The 16,602-nt window shown below is 63.3% G+C and carries 16 protein-coding genes; 8 read left to right on the top strand and 8 right to left on the bottom strand.

Features of this window, described 5'->3' with window-relative positions:
* Nucleotides 1-7: 7 nt before the first annotated feature.
* The 5 genes from WC509_06430 to WC509_06410 all read right to left on the bottom strand — a co-directional run bounded on the left by WC509_06430 (nt 8) and on the right by WC509_06410 (nt 4,973).
* A complete protein-coding gene (locus tag WC509_06430; protein ID MFA5007084.1) occupies nt 8-1,165 on the bottom strand; it encodes a PatB family C-S lyase in 1,158 nt (385 codons plus the stop codon).
* 54 nt (nt 1,166-1,219) lie between these two features.
* A complete protein-coding gene (locus WC509_06425; GenBank protein MFA5007083.1) occupies nt 1,220-2,224 on the bottom strand; it encodes an SPFH domain-containing protein in 1,005 nt (334 codons plus the stop codon).
* A 66-nt stretch (nt 2,225-2,290) separates the two neighbouring features.
* Complete coding sequence (gene purB / locus WC509_06420) at nt 2,291-3,595, bottom strand: adenylosuccinate lyase (protein ID MFA5007082.1); 1,305 nt, start codon at nt 3,593-3,595, stop codon at nt 2,291-2,293.
* The gene (locus tag WC509_06415; GenBank protein MFA5007081.1) at nt 3,592-4,449 is read right to left on the bottom strand and encodes a bifunctional 5,10-methylenetetrahydrofolate dehydrogenase/5,10-methenyltetrahydrofolate cyclohydrolase; all 858 of its coding nucleotides are present in this window, start codon (nt 4,447-4,449) and stop codon (nt 3,592-3,594) included. Before WC509_06415 ends, purB begins: the two co-directional genes overlap by 4 nt.
* Nucleotides 4,449-4,973 carry a flavin reductase family protein gene (locus WC509_06410; GenBank protein MFA5007080.1) on the bottom strand — a complete coding sequence of 175 codons (525 nt, stop codon included), beginning with the start codon at nt 4,971-4,973 and terminating at the stop codon, nt 4,449-4,451. The genes WC509_06415 and WC509_06410 overlap by 1 nt, the downstream gene beginning before the upstream one ends.
* 176 nt (nt 4,974-5,149) lie before the next feature.
* Between WC509_06410 and WC509_06405 the strand changes: the two genes are divergently transcribed.
* From WC509_06405 to WC509_06370, 8 genes are all read left to right on the top strand, one after another.
* Nucleotides 5,150-5,989 (top strand): prephenate dehydrogenase, encoded by an 840-nt coding sequence (locus tag WC509_06405; GenBank protein MFA5007079.1) that lies wholly within the window; start codon nt 5,150-5,152, stop codon nt 5,987-5,989.
* A 1-nt stretch (nt 5,990) separates the two neighbouring features.
* A complete protein-coding gene (aroA, locus tag WC509_06400) occupies nt 5,991-7,256 on the top strand; it encodes a 3-phosphoshikimate 1-carboxyvinyltransferase (GenBank protein MFA5007078.1) in 1,266 nt (421 codons plus the stop codon).
* 1 nt (nt 7,257) lies between these two features.
* Nucleotides 7,258-8,244, top strand: a complete 987-nt coding sequence (aroB, locus tag WC509_06395; GenBank protein MFA5007077.1) for a 3-dehydroquinate synthase — start codon at nt 7,258-7,260, stop codon at nt 8,242-8,244.
* Between the two features lie 15 nt (nt 8,245-8,259).
* Nucleotides 8,260-9,357, top strand: a complete 1,098-nt coding sequence (aroC, locus tag WC509_06390) for a chorismate synthase (protein ID MFA5007076.1) — start codon at nt 8,260-8,262, stop codon at nt 9,355-9,357.
* Nucleotides 9,354-10,601 carry a shikimate kinase gene (locus WC509_06385; GenBank protein ID MFA5007075.1) on the top strand — a complete coding sequence of 416 codons (1,248 nt, stop codon included), beginning with the start codon at nt 9,354-9,356 and terminating at the stop codon, nt 10,599-10,601. The genes aroC and WC509_06385 overlap by 4 nt, the downstream gene beginning before the upstream one ends.
* Nucleotides 10,582-11,013 carry a type II 3-dehydroquinate dehydratase gene (gene aroQ / locus WC509_06380; GenBank protein MFA5007074.1) on the top strand — a complete coding sequence of 144 codons (432 nt, stop codon included), beginning with the start codon at nt 10,582-10,584 and terminating at the stop codon, nt 11,011-11,013. The genes WC509_06385 and aroQ overlap by 20 nt, the downstream gene beginning before the upstream one ends.
* Nucleotide 11,014: 1 nt before the next feature.
* Nucleotides 11,015-12,031 (top strand): 3-deoxy-7-phosphoheptulonate synthase, encoded by a 1,017-nt coding sequence (aroF, locus tag WC509_06375; GenBank protein MFA5007073.1) that lies wholly within the window; start codon nt 11,015-11,017, stop codon nt 12,029-12,031.
* A gap of 97 nt (nt 12,032-12,128) precedes the next feature.
* Nucleotides 12,129-12,344 carry a hypothetical protein gene (locus tag WC509_06370; protein MFA5007072.1) on the top strand — a complete coding sequence of 72 codons (216 nt, stop codon included), beginning with the start codon at nt 12,129-12,131 and terminating at the stop codon, nt 12,342-12,344.
* Between the two features lie 78 nt (nt 12,345-12,422).
* Here the strand turns inward: WC509_06370 and WC509_06365 are convergent, their stop codons facing one another.
* From WC509_06365 to WC509_06355, 3 genes are all read right to left on the bottom strand, one after another.
* Nucleotides 12,423-13,658 carry an aminotransferase class I/II-fold pyridoxal phosphate-dependent enzyme gene (locus tag WC509_06365; protein MFA5007071.1) on the bottom strand — a complete coding sequence of 412 codons (1,236 nt, stop codon included), beginning with the start codon at nt 13,656-13,658 and terminating at the stop codon, nt 12,423-12,425.
* A 22-nt stretch (nt 13,659-13,680) separates the two neighbouring features.
* Nucleotides 13,681-14,970, bottom strand: a complete 1,290-nt coding sequence (locus WC509_06360) for an adenylosuccinate synthase (GenBank protein ID MFA5007070.1) — start codon at nt 14,968-14,970, stop codon at nt 13,681-13,683.
* 107 nt (nt 14,971-15,077) lie between these two features.
* Complete coding sequence (locus tag WC509_06355) at nt 15,078-16,493, bottom strand: NAD(P)/FAD-dependent oxidoreductase (protein ID MFA5007069.1); 1,416 nt, start codon at nt 16,491-16,493, stop codon at nt 15,078-15,080.
* Nucleotides 16,494-16,602: the final 109 nt, after the last annotated feature.

Below are 16,602 nucleotides of genomic sequence, written 5' to 3'. Positions count from 1 at the left end.
CCTCCTTTCATTCGATGCGGGCGCGGTATGCCCGCTCCATGCGGGCGAGCATCTCGTCGACGACGCAGCGCGGCGTCGCGATGTTCAATCGGTAGAATCCCTCCCCTTCGGTTCCGAAGAGGGCGCCGTCGTCGCCGTAGACCTTCGCTTCCTTCTCGAAGAAGTCGCGATAGGCCGAGCCGAGTCGACGGCAGTCGACCCAGAGGAGATACGTTCCCTCCAGCGGCACGGGCGCGAGCTTCGGCATCGTCGCGGCGATGCGGGCGCGGACGACGCGCTCGTTGCCTTCGACGTAGACGAGGACTTGGTCGAGCCAGTCGCCGGCGTGACGGTAGGCGGCTTCGACCGCAGCGGCGGCGAAGACGTTCATCGCCCCGAGATGGAGGTTCTCCATGAATCTGCGGATCTTCGTCTCATATGCGGAGTTCTCGGTGTAGATGAACGCCATCCCCGCCTGGGCGAGGTTGAACGTCTTCGTCGCCGATAGCATGACGACGGTCAGTTCCTTCGCCTTTTCGCCGAGCGTGAGGGCGGCGGTGTGCGTGGATCCGGGCAGGATCAGGTCGGAGTGGATCTCGTCGGACAGGAGGATCGTCCCGTGCTTCTCGCAGAGGGCGAGAATCCGGGACAACTCGTCCATCGTCCAGACGCGGCCGACCGGATTGTGGGGCGAGCATGCGAGCAGGACCTTCGAACGCGACAGGCGGGCGTCGAGGTCGGCGAAGTCGATCCGGTAGCGGCCGTCCTCGACGATCAGCGGACTCGTCTCCAGCCGGCGTCCGATCTCCTCGACGGACGGCTTGAAGTTCATATAGGCCGGCGTCATGATCGTGACCGCGTCGCCGGGTTCGGTGAGCGCGGAAAGGACGAGCCGGATCGCCGAGACGACGCTGTAGTACGGAATCGCCTTCGTCGGATCGTAAACCACCCCATGACGGGCGCGATGCCATGCGGCGAATGCCTCGAACAGGCTGTCGGGCAGATAGCCGTAGCCGTAGATGGGATGGTCGGCGCGCTTCTTGATCGCGGCGACGATTTCATCGGCGACGGGAAAGTCCATGTCCGCGATCCAGAGCGGCAGGGCGTCCTTGTCCGGAACGAAGTCGGTCTTGATGCTGCAGGTGTCGCGCCGATCGATCGGCCTGTCGAAATCATATCGTTTCATTGCACGCCTCGCTGTCTGAATCCTCTGATTGCGTCTCCTTGACCGATGGCCGCGTCACGGAAGCGGGATGAAGACCGAGGCGTCGCCGACCACCATCGGCAACTCCCCGTTCCATGTGGCGTAATAGATGACGCTCATGACCACATCGGCGATTTCGGCGTCGGTCAGACCGGGCAGTTCGGTCCTGTAGTAGTCGAAGAGGTCCGCGACCGCGGTCTTCTCCGTCATCACCTTGTAGGCTTCGGCGTCGGCCGCGATCTGGACCGCGTCGGCCGCGCCTTGGGCGGCGATCACGGCCGCATCGGCGAGCGCCTGGGCATTCATCAGGGCGGTCGCGTTCTCGATCTCGGCACGATCCTGGTTGGCCTGGGCGATCTCGATCTGCTGCTGCGCCTGGGCCTTCGCTTGGATCGTCTGCTCGACGAGGTCGCCGGCATCGATGTCGTCGAATGAGGCGCTGTCGAGGGTGATGTAGTACTGGGCGTAGAGGAGCGTCGTCAACTGCGTTTGGAACTCCTCGCGGGCGGCTTCGAGATCGGTGCTCAGGAGTCCGTAGATGTCATAGTTGATCGTGACCGCCTGGAGCGCCTGCTTGGCTGCGGCATTCAACTGGGCGGAGGTGATGTCGGTCGATCCCGTCTTCTTGAAGAAGAGCCCGGCATCGGCCGCCCGGATGTGATACGTGGTGGTGATGACGAACGTCGCATAGACGGAATCCCGGGTCTGTCCGCCGAGGACTTCGTCCTTGGTGGCCCCGAGCGTCACGGTCTTCACGGCCGTGCTGATCGGCGTGATGTGCTCGAAGATCGACTTTGCCTGGAAGCCCTCGAGCTTGACCTCCTCCATGACGCCGTACCGGTCGTCGTAGATGATCCCGACCTCGTTGGCGTCGACGCGGGTGAACGCGCCGAGAAGCAGGATCGCGGGACCGACGAGCGCGATGGAAACCATCAGCCAGCCGTTGCGCTCGCGGTTGACGCGGTTGTAGCGGGTCGCGCCGGCGACGCCGGCGACGGCCAAGACGATCGTGAGGATGATCGAACCAATCAATAGACCCATTCTTGTATGTTCCTTTCTGTTGAGAACCGCCTTCCGGTCGGTCTGAAGTCGTGTTCGAGCGAATGATCAGCGCGTTCCGTCGCCGAAGACCTTGCGGTAGATCCGGTCGACATGGCGCGCGTAGTAGTCGAGGGTGAAGCAGGCGCCGATCGCATCCGTTCCGAGAGCGGCCTTCACGAACTCGTCGCCCTGGAGGAGTTCGCGGAACTCCACGCCCGTCCGGATCGCCTCGGCGGCGATCCTCTGGACGGCGTCATAGGCTTCCTCGCGCCGCCGGCCGGCATCGACAAGGGCTGTCAGGACGCGCTGCGAGAAGATCGTTCCGCGCGTCAGGCCGATGTTCTCCGCCATCCGCTTCGCATCGACGACGAGTCCGACGAGGACGCCGGCATACCGGTCGAGCATGTAGTCGAGCAGGGCGGTGGCGTCGGGGAGGAGGATGCGCTCCACCGAGGAGTGCGAGATGTCGCGCTCGTGCCAGAGCGCGACATCCTCCATCGAAGCGGAAGCGTAGCCGCGCAGGACGCGGGCGAGTCCGCACACGTTCTCGCTGGAGATCGGGTTGTGCTTGTGGGGCATCGCCGACGAACCCTTCTGGGCTTCGGAAAACGGTTCGGAGACTTCGCCGACTTCGGTCCGCTGGAGATGCCGGATCTCGGTGGCGATCTTCTCGAGCTCGCAGCCCACCAGGGCGATCGCGGACAGGTACGCCGCATGCCGGTCGCGCTGCAGCGTCTGGGTGGAGATCGTCGCGGAGCGGATGCCGAGTCGGTTGCAGACGTATGCTTCGACGGCGGGATCGGTGAAGGCGTAGTTCCCGACGGCGCCGCTGATCTTGCCGCACTCGACCTCTTCGGCGGCGGCGAGGAAGCGGCGCTTCGCCCGCGCCATGTCCTCGTGCCAGAGGGCCCATTTCAACCCGAAGACCGTGACCTCGGCGTGCATGCCGTGGGTGCGGCCGACGCAGAACGTGTCCTTGTACGCGTATGCCTGTTTCCGGAGGACCTCCATGAAGCGGTCGATGTCGGCGGCGAGGATCGCGTCCGCCTGTTTCAGCAACGCGCCGTTGGCGGTGTCGACAATGTCCGTCGAGGTCAGGCCGTAATGGATGAACCGCCCTTCCTCGCCGAGCGTTTCCGCGACGGCGCGGGTGAAGGCGATCACGTCGTGCTTCGTAATCGCTTCGAGTTCGCGAACGCGATCGAGCGAGTACGACGCGTTCTTGCGGAGGAGACGGAGTTCGCGTTCGCCGATCACATTCGCGGCGGCGAGCGCCTCCGCGTTCAGGATCTCGATTTCGAGATAGGTGTCGAAGCGGTTCTTGTCGGACCAGACGGCGGCCATCGGTCCGCGTTGGTAGCGGCTGATCATGGGCGCCCTCCGAGGAGTCCGCGGCAGCACGCGATCGTGTTTTCCAGAAGGCAGGCGATGGTCATCGGACCGACGCCGCCGGGAACCGGGGTGATCCATCCGGCGACGGCTTCGGCCGACGCGAAATCGACGTCGCCGGCGATCACGCCGTCGATTTTCGAGATTCCGACGTCGATCACGACGGCGCCGGGCTTCACATAGGATCCGTCGATCATGCGGGTCTTTCCGATGGCGACGACGAGGATGTCGGCGCGCTGCGTCTCGGCGCGCAGGTCGGCGGTCTTGCTATGGCAGACGGTGACGGTGCCGTTGGCGTTCAGAAGCAGTGCGGCCATCGGCTTCCCGACGATCTGGCTGCGGCCGACGACGACGCATTTGCGTCCGGCGACCGGAATCTGGTAATGTTCCAGGAGGCGCATCACGCCCCGCGGCGTGCAGGGGACGAGGCGGGGCCGGCCGTTCGAAAGCGCCGCGACGTTCTCGGGAGTGAAGCCGTCGACGTCCTTCCCTCGGTCGATCCGCGCGATGACGCGGTCGGGATCGAGGTGCTTCGGAATCGGCAGCTGCAGGAGGATGCCGTGGACGCCGGGATCGGCGTTCAGGCCGTCGATGATGGAAAGGAGCCGCGCCTCGTCGACGTCCGAAGGCTCGCGGATCACGGTGGAACGGATGCCGGCATTGCGACAGGCATTTTCTTTGCTCTTGACGTAGGTCTGGCTCGCGGGATCCTCGCCGACGAGGACGACCGCAAGATGCGGGACGACGCCGGCGTCGCGGACGATCGTTTCGACGTCCCGCTTGACGGATTCGCGGATCAGGGCGCCGAGCGCCTTGCCGTCGAGGAGGACCGCCATCAGCGGACCCTCCCATCCACGTAGCAGCCGAGGATGTCGGCGTAGTAGACGGTGTGGTTGGCGTTGTTGGCGGGATTGGAGTAGAAGCGATCCTTGATCGCCTGCGGAACGGCAGCCTGGTCGAGCTTCTGCCGGTACATGATCCGGCATTCGTAGTGGAGGTCGCATTCGCCGATGACCGGCGCGCCGACGAAACGGCCGGCGACCGGCGTCAGGCCGCAGGCGGCGAACTTGTCGACGTCGCGCCCGGACTTCGTACCGCAGAACCGGATCGCGTCCGCGAGTCCGTCGCGCAGGGGAACGCTCACGGTGAACTCGCCGCTCTTCTCGATCAGCGGATAGGTGGCGCGGATGTCGCGGACGAAGACGACCACCATCGGACGGTTCCACATCATGATCGGCCCGCCCCAGCCGATGATCATCGTATTGGCCTTTCCGTCCGTGGATGCGGTCAGAAAGACGCCGGGCTTCATCCGTTCGAGAACGGAACCGGCGTATTCGAACGGCGAAACATCAACATACATGGCGGTCACCTGCCTTCACAGTCATTATATCATATCGTCGTTTTCTTAAAAAGAAAATCCGGCATCCGGCGGCTTCCCGCCGCGAAGGACTTTTCCAAGCTTTTTCGCATAAGGAATTCCATCGCAAATAAAGTGTGTTACAATGATATAAAGTATCCGTTGGGGGTTTTCATACCATGAGAGTCGGCATCGTCGGTCTCGGTCTGATGGGCGGCAGCATCGCCGCCGCATTGAAGCCGAACCACACCATCCTCGCCTACGACATCGATCCGCAGGCGGCGTCCCTCGCGCTTGCGAAGGGGATCGTCGACCGCGCCTGTGCCGCTCCCGCGGAGCTGCTGGGTTCGTGCGACGTCGTCTACCTTTGCCTCTATCCGCGGGCGCTGCTCGAGTTCGTCGATCAGAACGCCGCGACGATCCGTCCCGGGACCGTCTGCGCGGACATCGCCGGCGTCAAGTCGGCGATCGTCGAAGGCGTCCTCGCGCGGATGCCCCAAGGCGTCCAGTTCGTCTTCTCCCATCCGGTCGCCGGACGCGAGAAGACCGGCGTGGCGTACGCCGACCCCGCCATCTTCCGGGGAGCCAACTACATCGTCGTCCCGACGCCGGCGAATACCGTCGCGGCGCTCGAAACGATCCGCTCGCTTGCCCGGGAAATGGGATTCGGCAACGTCACGGACCTGACGGTGGAGGAACACGACGCGATCATCGCCTATACCTCCCAGCTGACGCACGCGATCGCGCTCGCCATCGTCGACAGCGACGACGGGGTCTTCGACACCGGACGCTTCATCGGCGATTCCTACCGCGACCTGACCCGCATCGCGATGATCAACGCGCCGCTGTGGAGCGAACTGTTCCTGGAAAACAAAGACAACCTGATCGCCCGCATCGACGCCTTCCGCGCTTCGCTGGACGAGCTCGAAAGACTCCTTCGAAGCGGCGACATCCACGGCCTGAAACTCAAAATGGCGGAAGCGAACCGCCGTCGCACGCTACTCGAAAAGGGGAAATGACATGAACGTACTGATTACGCCCGGAAACATGACCGGCTCCGTCGCCGTTCCGCCGTCGAAGAGCCAGACCCATCGCGCGATCATCGCCGCTTCGCTCGCCAAGGGCAAGTCGGTGATCCACAACGCCGCCGTCAACGACGACGTCGCCGCGACGATCGCGGCGATGGAGAAGATCGGCGTCAAGATCATCAACAACGGTTCCCAGCTGATCGTGAACGGCGTTTCGCGCATCCTCGTGAGCGACGACAACTTCATCGACTGCAACGAATCGGGATCGACGCTGCGCTTCGTCCTGCCGATCCTCGCGTTGTCCCGCGAAAAGGTGATCTACACCGGCAAGCCGGGACTGATGAAGCGCCCCCTCTCCGCCTACGACGACATCTGCCGCCAGCACGGTCTCGTCTACCAGCAGAACGAGAAGTCGATCATCGTGAGCGGCACCCTGACGCCCGGCGTCTACGAGGTGCCGGGATCGATCTCGAGCCAGTTCATCTCCGGACTGATGTTCGCCCTCCCGCTCCTCAGGGCGGATTCCGAGATCCGCATCCTCGGCTCCCTGGAATCGAAGGGGTACATCGACATGACCGTCGACATCCTCCGCCGCTTCGGCGTGCGGATCGAGGAACGGGTCTCGTCGTATCTCGTCCCGGGAAACCAGACCTACGCGCCGACGAACGTCACGATCGAGGGCGATCATTCGCAGATGGCGTTCTTCGCCGTCGCCGGCGTGCTCGCCGGCGACGTCCTCTGCCGGAACGTCACGCCCGTCTCGCTGCAGCCCGACCGCCGCATCCTCGACGTCATCCGCGACATGAACGGATCCGTCGAAGTCGTCGAGGGCGGCATCCGTTTCCGCCGCTCGGACCTGAAGGGATGCGTCGTCGACGTCTCGCAGTGTCCCGACATCGCGCCGATCATCTCCGTCCTCGGCGCCTATGCTTCCGGCACGACGACGATCGAGAACGCGTCCCGGCTCAAGTACAAGGAGTCGAACCGCCTCCAGACCACATACGACATCCTGAAGGGGCTCGGCGCCGACATCGAGGTGACCGACACGTCGATCGTCCTTCGCGGTCGCGACACGCTCGAAGGCGGTCCGCTCGATCCGGCCCCCGACCACCGGATCGTGATGTCGGCCGCGATCGCGGCGACGCGATGCGCGAAACCCGTCGTGATCCGCCACGGAGAAGCCGTGAACAAGTCCTATCCGAACTTCTGGAACGATTTCATGAACGCCGGCGGCGTCATCGCCGCGATGGAGGAATGACATGCGCCAACTGCAGGTGAAGGCATCTGCGAGGACCTACGAAGTCCTGATCGAGACCGGCCTGCTCGACCGGCTCTCCGGCCATCTCGATCCCGACACGTTCTACGTCGTCGTCTCGGACGACCACATTCCGGCAGCCTACGTCGAAAAGGTGACGGCGGCCTGTCCGAACCACATCGTGATCCGCTTCCCCGAAGGCGAGGGAAGCAAATCGCTCGCGGAACTCGGACGCATCGTCGACATCATGACCGACCAGTGCGTCCGCAAGGACTCGTGCGTCATCGCCCTGGGCGGCGGCGTCACCGGCGACCTCGCCGGATTCGCGGCCGCCGTCTACCTGCGCGGCATCCCCCTCATCCAGATTCCCACGACGCTGCTCGCGCAGATCGACTCGAGCGTCGGCGGGAAAGTCGCGATCGACACCGCCAAGGCCAAGAACGCCATCGGCGCGATCCATGCACCGGTCAAGGTCCTGATCGATCCGGCCGTCCTGAAGACCCTCGACCGGCGCCAGCTCGCCGCCGGCATGGCGGAGATGATCAAGTACGGCATGATCGCCGACAAGGAGTTCTTCCACCGGATCAGGACCGAGGACGTCGCCGCCGACTGGGAGTATTTCATCTACAAGTCGCTGGAGATCAAGCGTCGCTTCGTCGAGGCCGACGAGTTCGACGAAGGCGTCCGCCGCTCGCTCAACTTCGGTCACACGTACGGCCATGCCCTCGAGGCGTACTATGAGTACAAGAAGTATCTCCACGGCGAGGCGATCGCGATCGGCATGGTGATGATCGTCTCCAATCCGGAAGTCCGCCGCGAACTCGTCGAATGCCTGCGCAAGTACGGGCTTCCGACCTCGGATCCGGTCGACATCGAGAACCTCAAGATGTACGTCAACCGCGACAAGAAGAACCGCAAGGATCTCCTCTCGATCGTCGACGTCGTCGACATCGGTTCGTCGGTCATCGTCAAATCGCAGTTCAAGCTGTGAGAAAGAGCTGATACGTTGAACACTTTCGGAAAGAACATCAGAATCACCTTCTCGGGCGCTTCGCACGCCCCGGAGATCGGACTGACGGTCGAAGGCCTTCCCGCCGGCGTCCGGCTCGATGAAGAAGCGATCCGCTCCGCCCTCGCCCGTCGCCGCCCGCAGACGTCGATCTCGACCTCCCGCAGCGAACCGGATCGATATGAGATCCGCTCCGGGGCGCCCGACGGCGTCACCGACGGCACGCCGCTCCGCTTTTCGATCCCCAACACCGACACCCGCTCGCACGATTACGATCCGCTCCGGAACAGACCGCGTCCGGGACATGCGGACTATCCCGCCTATGTGAAGTCCGGCGGGACCGAGGACCTGCGCGGCGGCGGCATCCACTCCGGCCGCATGACGGCTCTCTTCATGATCGCCGGCGCGATCGCCGATACGGTCCTGATCCGCCACGGCATCCGCGTCGGTTCCCACATCCTGTCCGTCGGGCACGTCCTCGACCGCCCGTTCGATCCGCTCGCGATCGAACCCGAAGCCCTCGCGCAGCTCGCGAGCCTTCCGTTCCCGGTGCTCGACGACGACGCCGAAGCGCGCATGCGGGCCGTGATCGAAGACGCCAGGGCGCATGCGGACACCGTCGGCGGAATCGTCGAAACGGCCGTCGTCGGCCTTCCGGTCGGCACCGGCGAACCGCTCTTCGATTCGCTCGAAAGCCGACTCTCGGCAATCCTCTTCTCCGTTCCCGCGGTCAAGGCCGTCGAATTCGGCGACGGCTTCGACATCGCGCGCAAGCTCGGTTCGGAAGTCAAGGATGAATACGCCTTCGATTCCGACGGCCGCGTCGTCACGCTCGCCAACCACAACGGCGGCATTCTCGGCGGAATGGCCACCGGCATGCCCCTGATCCTGCGGGCCGCGGTCAAGCCGACCTCCTCGATCGGTCTTCCGCAGCGCACCGTCGACCTTCAGACGCGCGAAAACGCGACGATCGTCGTCGGCGGACGCCACGACCCCGCCATCGTCCACCGCGCCGTCCACGTGATCAACGCCGCCGTCGCGTTCGCGCTCTTCGACCTGCTTGCGGAGGGCAAGCCGGCCGCCTGGTTCCGATGAAGACCTTCGGACTGCTCGGCCGCCGTTTGTCCCACAGCTTCTCGCCGGCGGTCCACGCCGCGTTCGGCGATCCGTCCTACCACCTGTTCGAAACCGAGGATCCCGTCGGCTTCCTCCGCGAGGGGGGATTCGACGGGCTGAACGTCACGACCCCCTACAAGGAAACCGTCGTTCCGTTCCTCGACGAACTCGAAGGGTTCGCCGCGGCCACCGGATCGGTCAACACGATCGTCCGCCGCGACGGCCGCCTGCATGGATACAACACGGACGTCGACGGCATCGCCGCCACCTTCGCCCGCCACGGCGTCGATCCTTCCGGCAAGCGCGTCGCCGTCATCGGCAACGGCGGGGTCTCCGTGACGCTAAGGCGCTATTTGCTTGACCGCGGCGCCGCGGCGGTCGACGTCTACTGCCGCACCCCGCGCCGCGAGGGCGAAATGCTCCTGACGTCCGCGGGCGGACCGCATGCGATCCTGGTGAACGCCACCCCCGTCGGGATGCACCCCGACGAAGAGGGCATGCCGGTTTCGCTCGATCCGTTTCCCGACCTCGAGTTCGTCTTCGACCTCGTGTACAACCCGCTCCGCACGGACCTTCTGATCACCGCCGCCGATCGCGGGATCAAGACCGCGTCCGGACTCCTGATGCTCGTCATGCAGGCCCGCCGGGCCAGGGAACTCTTCACCGGCGAAACGATCGCCGAGGCGACGGCGCGCGCCGTCCACGGACGGCTTGCGCTCGATCTTGCCAACGTCGTGCTGATCGGCCTGCCGCTGTCGGGCAAGTCGACGTTCGCATCGCGTCTCGCCGCATCGCTCGGCAAGCGGATCCTCGACACCGACGCCGAGATCGAACGGATCGAGGGAAGAAGGATCGCCGCCATCTTCGCTGAAGAGGGCGAAGCCTCTTTCCGCGCGATGGAGGCGCGGCTCGTCGAACGCCACGCGGCAGATCGCGGCCTGATCGTCGCGACCGGCGGCGGGATGGTGAAGGACGCCGAGGCGATGCGTCGCCTCAGGCATAACGGGATCGTCGTGTTCCTCGACAAGGACTACCGCAAGATCATGGCGGCCGACATCCGGAACCGTCCGCTGATCCAATCTCCGGCCGACGTCGAGCGTCTCGCTCGCGAACGGCGGCCGCTATACGAACGATACGCCGACGTGACCGTCGAGGTCACCGGCCGTCATGACGAAACGACACGCGAAATCGAGGCGAAGATCCATGCGCATCTTGATCGTTAACGGACCCAATCTGAACATGCTCGGCGTCCGTGAGCCCTCCGTCTACGGATCGCGTTCCTATCGCGACCTCGTCCGGGAGATCCGTCGCCACGCGACGGCTGGCGGACTCCGGGTCGAATTCGTCCAGTCCAACCACGAAGGATGTCTGATCGATGCGATCCAGCGCCGCTACCGGCGGCTGGACGGCATCGTCGTCAACCCCGGGGCGCTCACGCACTACTCCTATGCACTCCGCGACTGCATCAAGGCCGTCGGCGTCCCGACGGTCGAAGTCCATCTGTCCGACATCCGCGCCCGGGAGGAATTCCGGAAGGTGTCTGTGATCGCCGACGTCTGCGTCGCACAAATCAGCGGGAAGGGGTTCGCCGGATACCTGGAAGCGATCGACGAACTCAAGAAAGGGAAGGCATGAAATGATCGTCAAATTCAAGGAGAACACCAACCATCAGGAGATCGAACAGCTCCGGACCCATCTGACGGGCCTCGGCTTCTCGATCCATGAAAGCGTCGGCCAGACGTACACCATCTTCGGCATCGTCGGCGACACCACCAAGTTCGACATGAACTCGCTTTACGCGTTTCCGTGCGTCGACACCGTCCTGCGCGTCCAGGAGCCATTCAAGAAGGTCAACCGCAAGTTCAAGCTGACGGACACGATCGTCGACGTGGCGGGCGTCCCCATCGGCGGCAGGAACGTCGTGATGATCGCCGGCCCCTGCGCGGTCGAGAGCCGCGCCCAGGTCGACCTCACGACCGGCCTGGTGCAGGCGGCCGGGGCGAAGATCCTCCGGGCCGGCGCCTACAAGCCGCGCACCAGTCCGTACTCGTTCCAGGGGCTGGGACCGGAAGGCCTGGACATCCTCAAGGAGGCGCGGGCCAAGTACGGGATCCCCGTCGTCAGCGAACTGATGGGGGTGGAGGACCTTCCCTTGTTCCTCGAAGCCGTCGACATGATCCAGATCGGCGCCCGGAACATGCAGAACTTCTCGCTTCTGAAGGAGCTCGGCAAGGTCGACAAGCCGATCCTCCTCAAGCGCGGCCTCGCGAACACGATCGAGGAGTGGCTCATGTCCGCGGAATACATCCTCGCCGGCGGGAACGAGAAGGTCGTCCTGTGCGAACGCGGGATCCGCACGTTCGAGACGTCGACGCGGAACACCCTCGACATCAGCGCCGTGCCCGTCCTCAAGAAACTCACCCACCTGCCCGTCATCGTCGACCCGTCCCATGCCAGCGGTCGCTGGGAATACATCGAATCGCTGTCCAAGGCGGCGGTCGCGGCGGGCGCCGACGGTCTGATCGTCGAAGTCCATCCGGAGCCGGAATGCGCGCTCTCGGACGGTCAGCAGTCGCTCAAGCCGGAACGCTTCGCCGACCTGGTCGTCAAGTGCCGCCGCATCGCCGAAGCCGTCGATCGAACGCTCGGGTGATCCCGTTCCGCATATACAAAAAACGGTGAAAAACCGAAAATCGCTTAACAATCGCTCCGTCGTCGTGATATAATCCCGTCTTGAAGGGAGTGATAGAATGAAAGAATACATCAAATTGCTCGATGGTCTGCCTCTGATTCTCCGCATCATTCTCGCCCTGCCGGGCCTGGACAACGTCGTCTACGGCATCTACCGGATCGCCAAGGGTCGCGTCATCGTCGGCATCCTCTGGATCCTCTTCTTCGGATGGGTCGGCGCGCTGATCGACATCTACACCCTCGCCACTTCGAACAAGATCTCCGTCCTCGCCTGATCCGGACGACGGGCAAAAAAAGGATTCCGTCGTGGAATCCTTTTTTCGTTATCACTGGTTTATGGCCGTTTTTGGCCTTTATACGTTCTTCTTCAGGATCTTGACGAGACGCGGGATCTCCTCGAGGTTGACGCTCGAGAGCGCGATGCGGATCAGGCCGGGCATCGCGATGACATAGACGCCGTCGGCGACGAGGTCCTCGAAGATGCGGCAGTTCTTCGTCTCGACGCCGATGAAGAATCCGCCGCCATAAGGAAGATATCGGAGCCCTTCCAGATCCGCGTGATGCTGGAAGAGGGCGATTCGGCTCCGGAGAACCTCGCGCGCTTCCGCGAGTTCGGCCCTGAAGCAGGTCCTGAGGTCCGGCGTGGCGAAGATCCGGCCGATCACGGACATGGCGGGGCGGCTGACGGAGGAGAAGCGGGCGCGGACGCTGTAATCGCCGACGCGGCGGAACTCGTCCATCACCGATTTCGACTTGGAGAGCCCGATCTGGGCCCCGATGCGGAATCCATACATCGAAAAGGTCTTCGATCCGCTGAACGCGACGACCGCGAGGATGCGCGGATCGAGATCGAGATAGCTCGTGAAGATATCGCGCGACTGCTCTTCCGGCTTCATCTGGAAATCGATGTAGGCGATGTCGTGGAGGAGGATCACCGGGATGTCCTTCGCGGCGATTTCGTTCAGCACGCCGATCATCGCGCGCCACTGGTCGGTCGACAGGCAGAGACCGGTGGGATTGTTGCAGGGATCGTTCATCAGGAAGAAAAGTCTTCCCTGACGCGTCGCCAGCTCCTTGGCCTTGCGTTCGAAATCGGAAAGGTTGAAGTTGTAGTCGTCGTCGTACATCCGGAACGTCTCGACGCCCAGGTTCGCCTCCTCGGCGATGTTCTCGTAGGGCGTCCAATAGTAGTTCGGAATCAGGACCTTCTGCCCGAAATCGTTGAAATTGTAGATCGTATTGCTCAGCGCCCCGGACCCTCCGGTGGTCGGAATGACGTTCACCTGGAAGTTCTTGAGGATCGCATCCTTGTTTCTGCCGAACACCCAGTCGATGGCGCCTTCGGAAAAGTTCTTGGTCCCGTTGACTGGTGCGTATACGTACATTTCTTGGTCGTTAAGTTCGTTTAACGACCGCTCGACGGCCACATATCTGAATAACGTTCCGTTGTCTCGATTCAACTGTCCGACCGTCGCATCGATCACGGACGGGTTTTTCGCCTTCGCCGCTTTCGCTTCCTGAGACGTCTTCAGGATGTTCGATTCCATGTGTTTGGTCAGCGCGTGGCTGCCGACGATGTGATTGGTCATGCCGTTCCTCCTCGTATATTTGTCAATCTTCGAATATCTGCTTGAGCGTCACGGTCTGCGATCGGTCGGGGCCGACGGAAAACACGACGACGGGTACGCCGGTGAGCCGTTCGATGGCGCGCAGGTACCCTTTGGCGTTTTCCGGAAGATCTTCGAAGCGGGTGACCTGCGAGATGTCCTCGGTCCAGCCGGGATAGGATTCGTAGACCGGCGTCGCGACGGCGAAATCGCGGTAGCTGCCGGGAACATGATCCGCCGGGGTTCCGTCGATCAGATAGCGGGTGCAGATCTTCAATGTCGGAATTCCCGTCAGGACGTCGAGCAGCATGATCGCCAGTCCCGTCACCCCGGAAACGCGGCGGGAATGCTTCAGGACGACGGCGTCGAGCCATCCGATGCGGCGGGGCCGGCCGGTGGTCGTGCCGTACTCGTGGCCCACCTCGCGGATCCGTTTCGCCGTCTCGTCCTCGAACTCGGTCGGGAAGGCGCCGCCGCCGACGCGGGTCGTATAGGCCTTTGTGACGCCGACGACGTCGGTGATCGCCATCGGCGGGATCCCGCAGTTGAGCGGGACCGAAGCCGCCGTGGGGCTGCTGCTAGTGACGTAGGGGTACGTGCCGTGATCGAGGCAGAGCATGATTCCCTGGGCACCCTCGAAGAGGATGCGCTTCCCCCGTTCGATCGCATCGTTCAGATAGACGGAGGTGTCGGCGACGAATGGTTTGAGACGTTCGCCGTGGACGAGATACTCGCGTGTGAGCGCGTCGGCGTCAAAAGGCTCCCGACCGAGGATCTTCAGGAGCGGATTGGTGACGGCCAGATTGGATTCGATCCGCTGCCGCAGGGCGATCGGGTCCAGAAGGTCGCCGATGCGGATGCCGACGCGGGCGGCCTTGTCCGTATAGGCCGGGCCGATTCCTTTCTTGGTGGTGCCGACGGCCGCGTCGCCCTTGAGCGCCTCGATGGCGCCGTCGAGGACCAGATGGAACGGCATGACGACGTGGGCGCGGTCGGAGATCATCAGTCTGTAATTGCGGACGCCGCGGGCGGCGAGCGCATCGATTTCGCGGAACAGCGAAACCGGATCGATCACCATGCCGTTGGCCATGACGTTCTGGATATCGGGGTTGAAGATGCCCGAGGGGATCAGATGCAGCGCGAATCGCTCGCCGCGGACGGTGATGCTGTGTCCGGCGTTGTTCCCGCCCTGACTGCGGACGACGACTTCGGCACGGCCGGCGAGATAATCGGTGATTTTACCCTTGCCTTCGTCCCCCCACTGGGTGCCGACGACAACGACCCTCTTGCCCATTTTCCTACCTCCCGGAAGCCAATTGTATTATATCATAGGCGCGGACGATTGCACCCGCCGTCGGGGTGAAAAGAAACGGCCGTCGTTTTCACGTGCGGCCGTCCTGATCATTCATTTTCGGCGATGGCGCGGGCGATTCTGACGCCGTTCGCTCCGGCTTGCGCCAGGCCGCGCGTCATGCCGGCGCCGTCTCCGCCCGCATACAGCCCCTTGACGCGCGTTTCGAAGCGATCGTCGACTTCGGGACGGGCGGAATAGAACTTGGCTTCCACGCCGTAGAACAGCGTATGCTCGGACGCGATGCCGGGCGTCACGTGGTCGAGCGCTTCGATCATTTCGATGATCGACATCATCGTCTTGTAGGGCAGGACCAGTCCGAGGTCTCCCGGGACGGCCTCCTTCAGCGTGGGGACGACGAATCCTTCCCTGATCCGCTTTTCGGTCGACCTTCTTCCCATCTTGAGATCGCCGTAGCGCTGCAGAATGATCGATCCGTTCGACAGCATGTTCGCCAGTCCCGAAACGCCCTGGGCGAACTCGTTGGGCTGATGGAACGGCTCCGTGAAGTCGTGACTCACGAGAATCGCGAAGTTCGTGTTCCGCGAACCCAGCCCGGCATCCGCGTAGGCGTGCCCGTTCGCCAGCATGATTCCCGAGAAGTTCTCGACGACGACGTGCCCCGAAGGGTTCGAACAGAACGTACGAACCTGGGTTCCGAGCGACGTGCGGAAGATGAATTTGCCTTCGTAGAGGTTGTCGTTGATCTCCTCCATGATCTCGTTGTTGGTCTCGACGCGCACGCCGATGTCGACGTGGTTCGCGCGCATCGGAACGCCGTGGGTGAGGCAGATGTCGGACAGCCATCGGGATCCGTCGCGCCCCGGACAGACGACGACGCACGGGGCATCGATCGCGGTTCCGTCCTTCAAGACGACTCCGCGAATGGATCCGTCTTCGACGCGGACGTCGACGACTTCGGCCCGGGAACGCATGGCGATCTTTTGCGCCAGGTCGTCGTACAGGTTTCTGAGGATCGTAAGGTTGATTTCGGTTCCGAGATGGCGAACCTTCCCGCGCAGCAGCTTGAGTCCGACCGCGAGCCCCCGGCGTTCGATCTCCCTGACCTTCGCGGTCGTCGGATCGGTGACCTCGCGCGGTGCGCCGAACTTCAGGTTGACGGCGTCGACGTATTCGATCAGTTCCTCGACGTCGGCCGGATCGAGATAGTCGGTGAGCCAGCCGCCGTATTCGGAGGTGATGTTGAACTTGCCGTCGGAATAGGCGCCGGAGCCGCCGAACCCGTTCGTGATCGAACAGGCCGGGAAGCAGCCGGCGACGCCGTCGGGCCGTTCCGGACATTTGACCAGCTTCTTTTCGAGGATCGGGCAATGGCGCCGAGCGATGTCGTTGCCCTTGTCGAGCAGAAGGACGGACAGCGCGGGGTTCTTTTCGTAAAGCTCGTAGGCGCACATCGAGCCGGCAGGGCCGGCGCCGACGATCACGACATCGTAGCGTTCGTTCATGGGATACCTCCGTCCGCGGGACGATATGATGATATCATCGATCGGACCTGAAATCAACGGTGCGAGACAAAAAGAAAGCGGCGCCGCAAAGGGCGCCGCCGATGGTCGA

This window comes from Candidatus Izemoplasmatales bacterium (genome assembly GCA_041649275.1).
Classification (GTDB): domain Bacteria; phylum Bacillota_I; class Bacilli_A; order Izemoplasmatales; family Hujiaoplasmataceae; genus UBA12489.
Note: the sequence above shows the minus strand (reverse complement) of the source record. Positions and strands in the feature narration are given on the sequence as shown.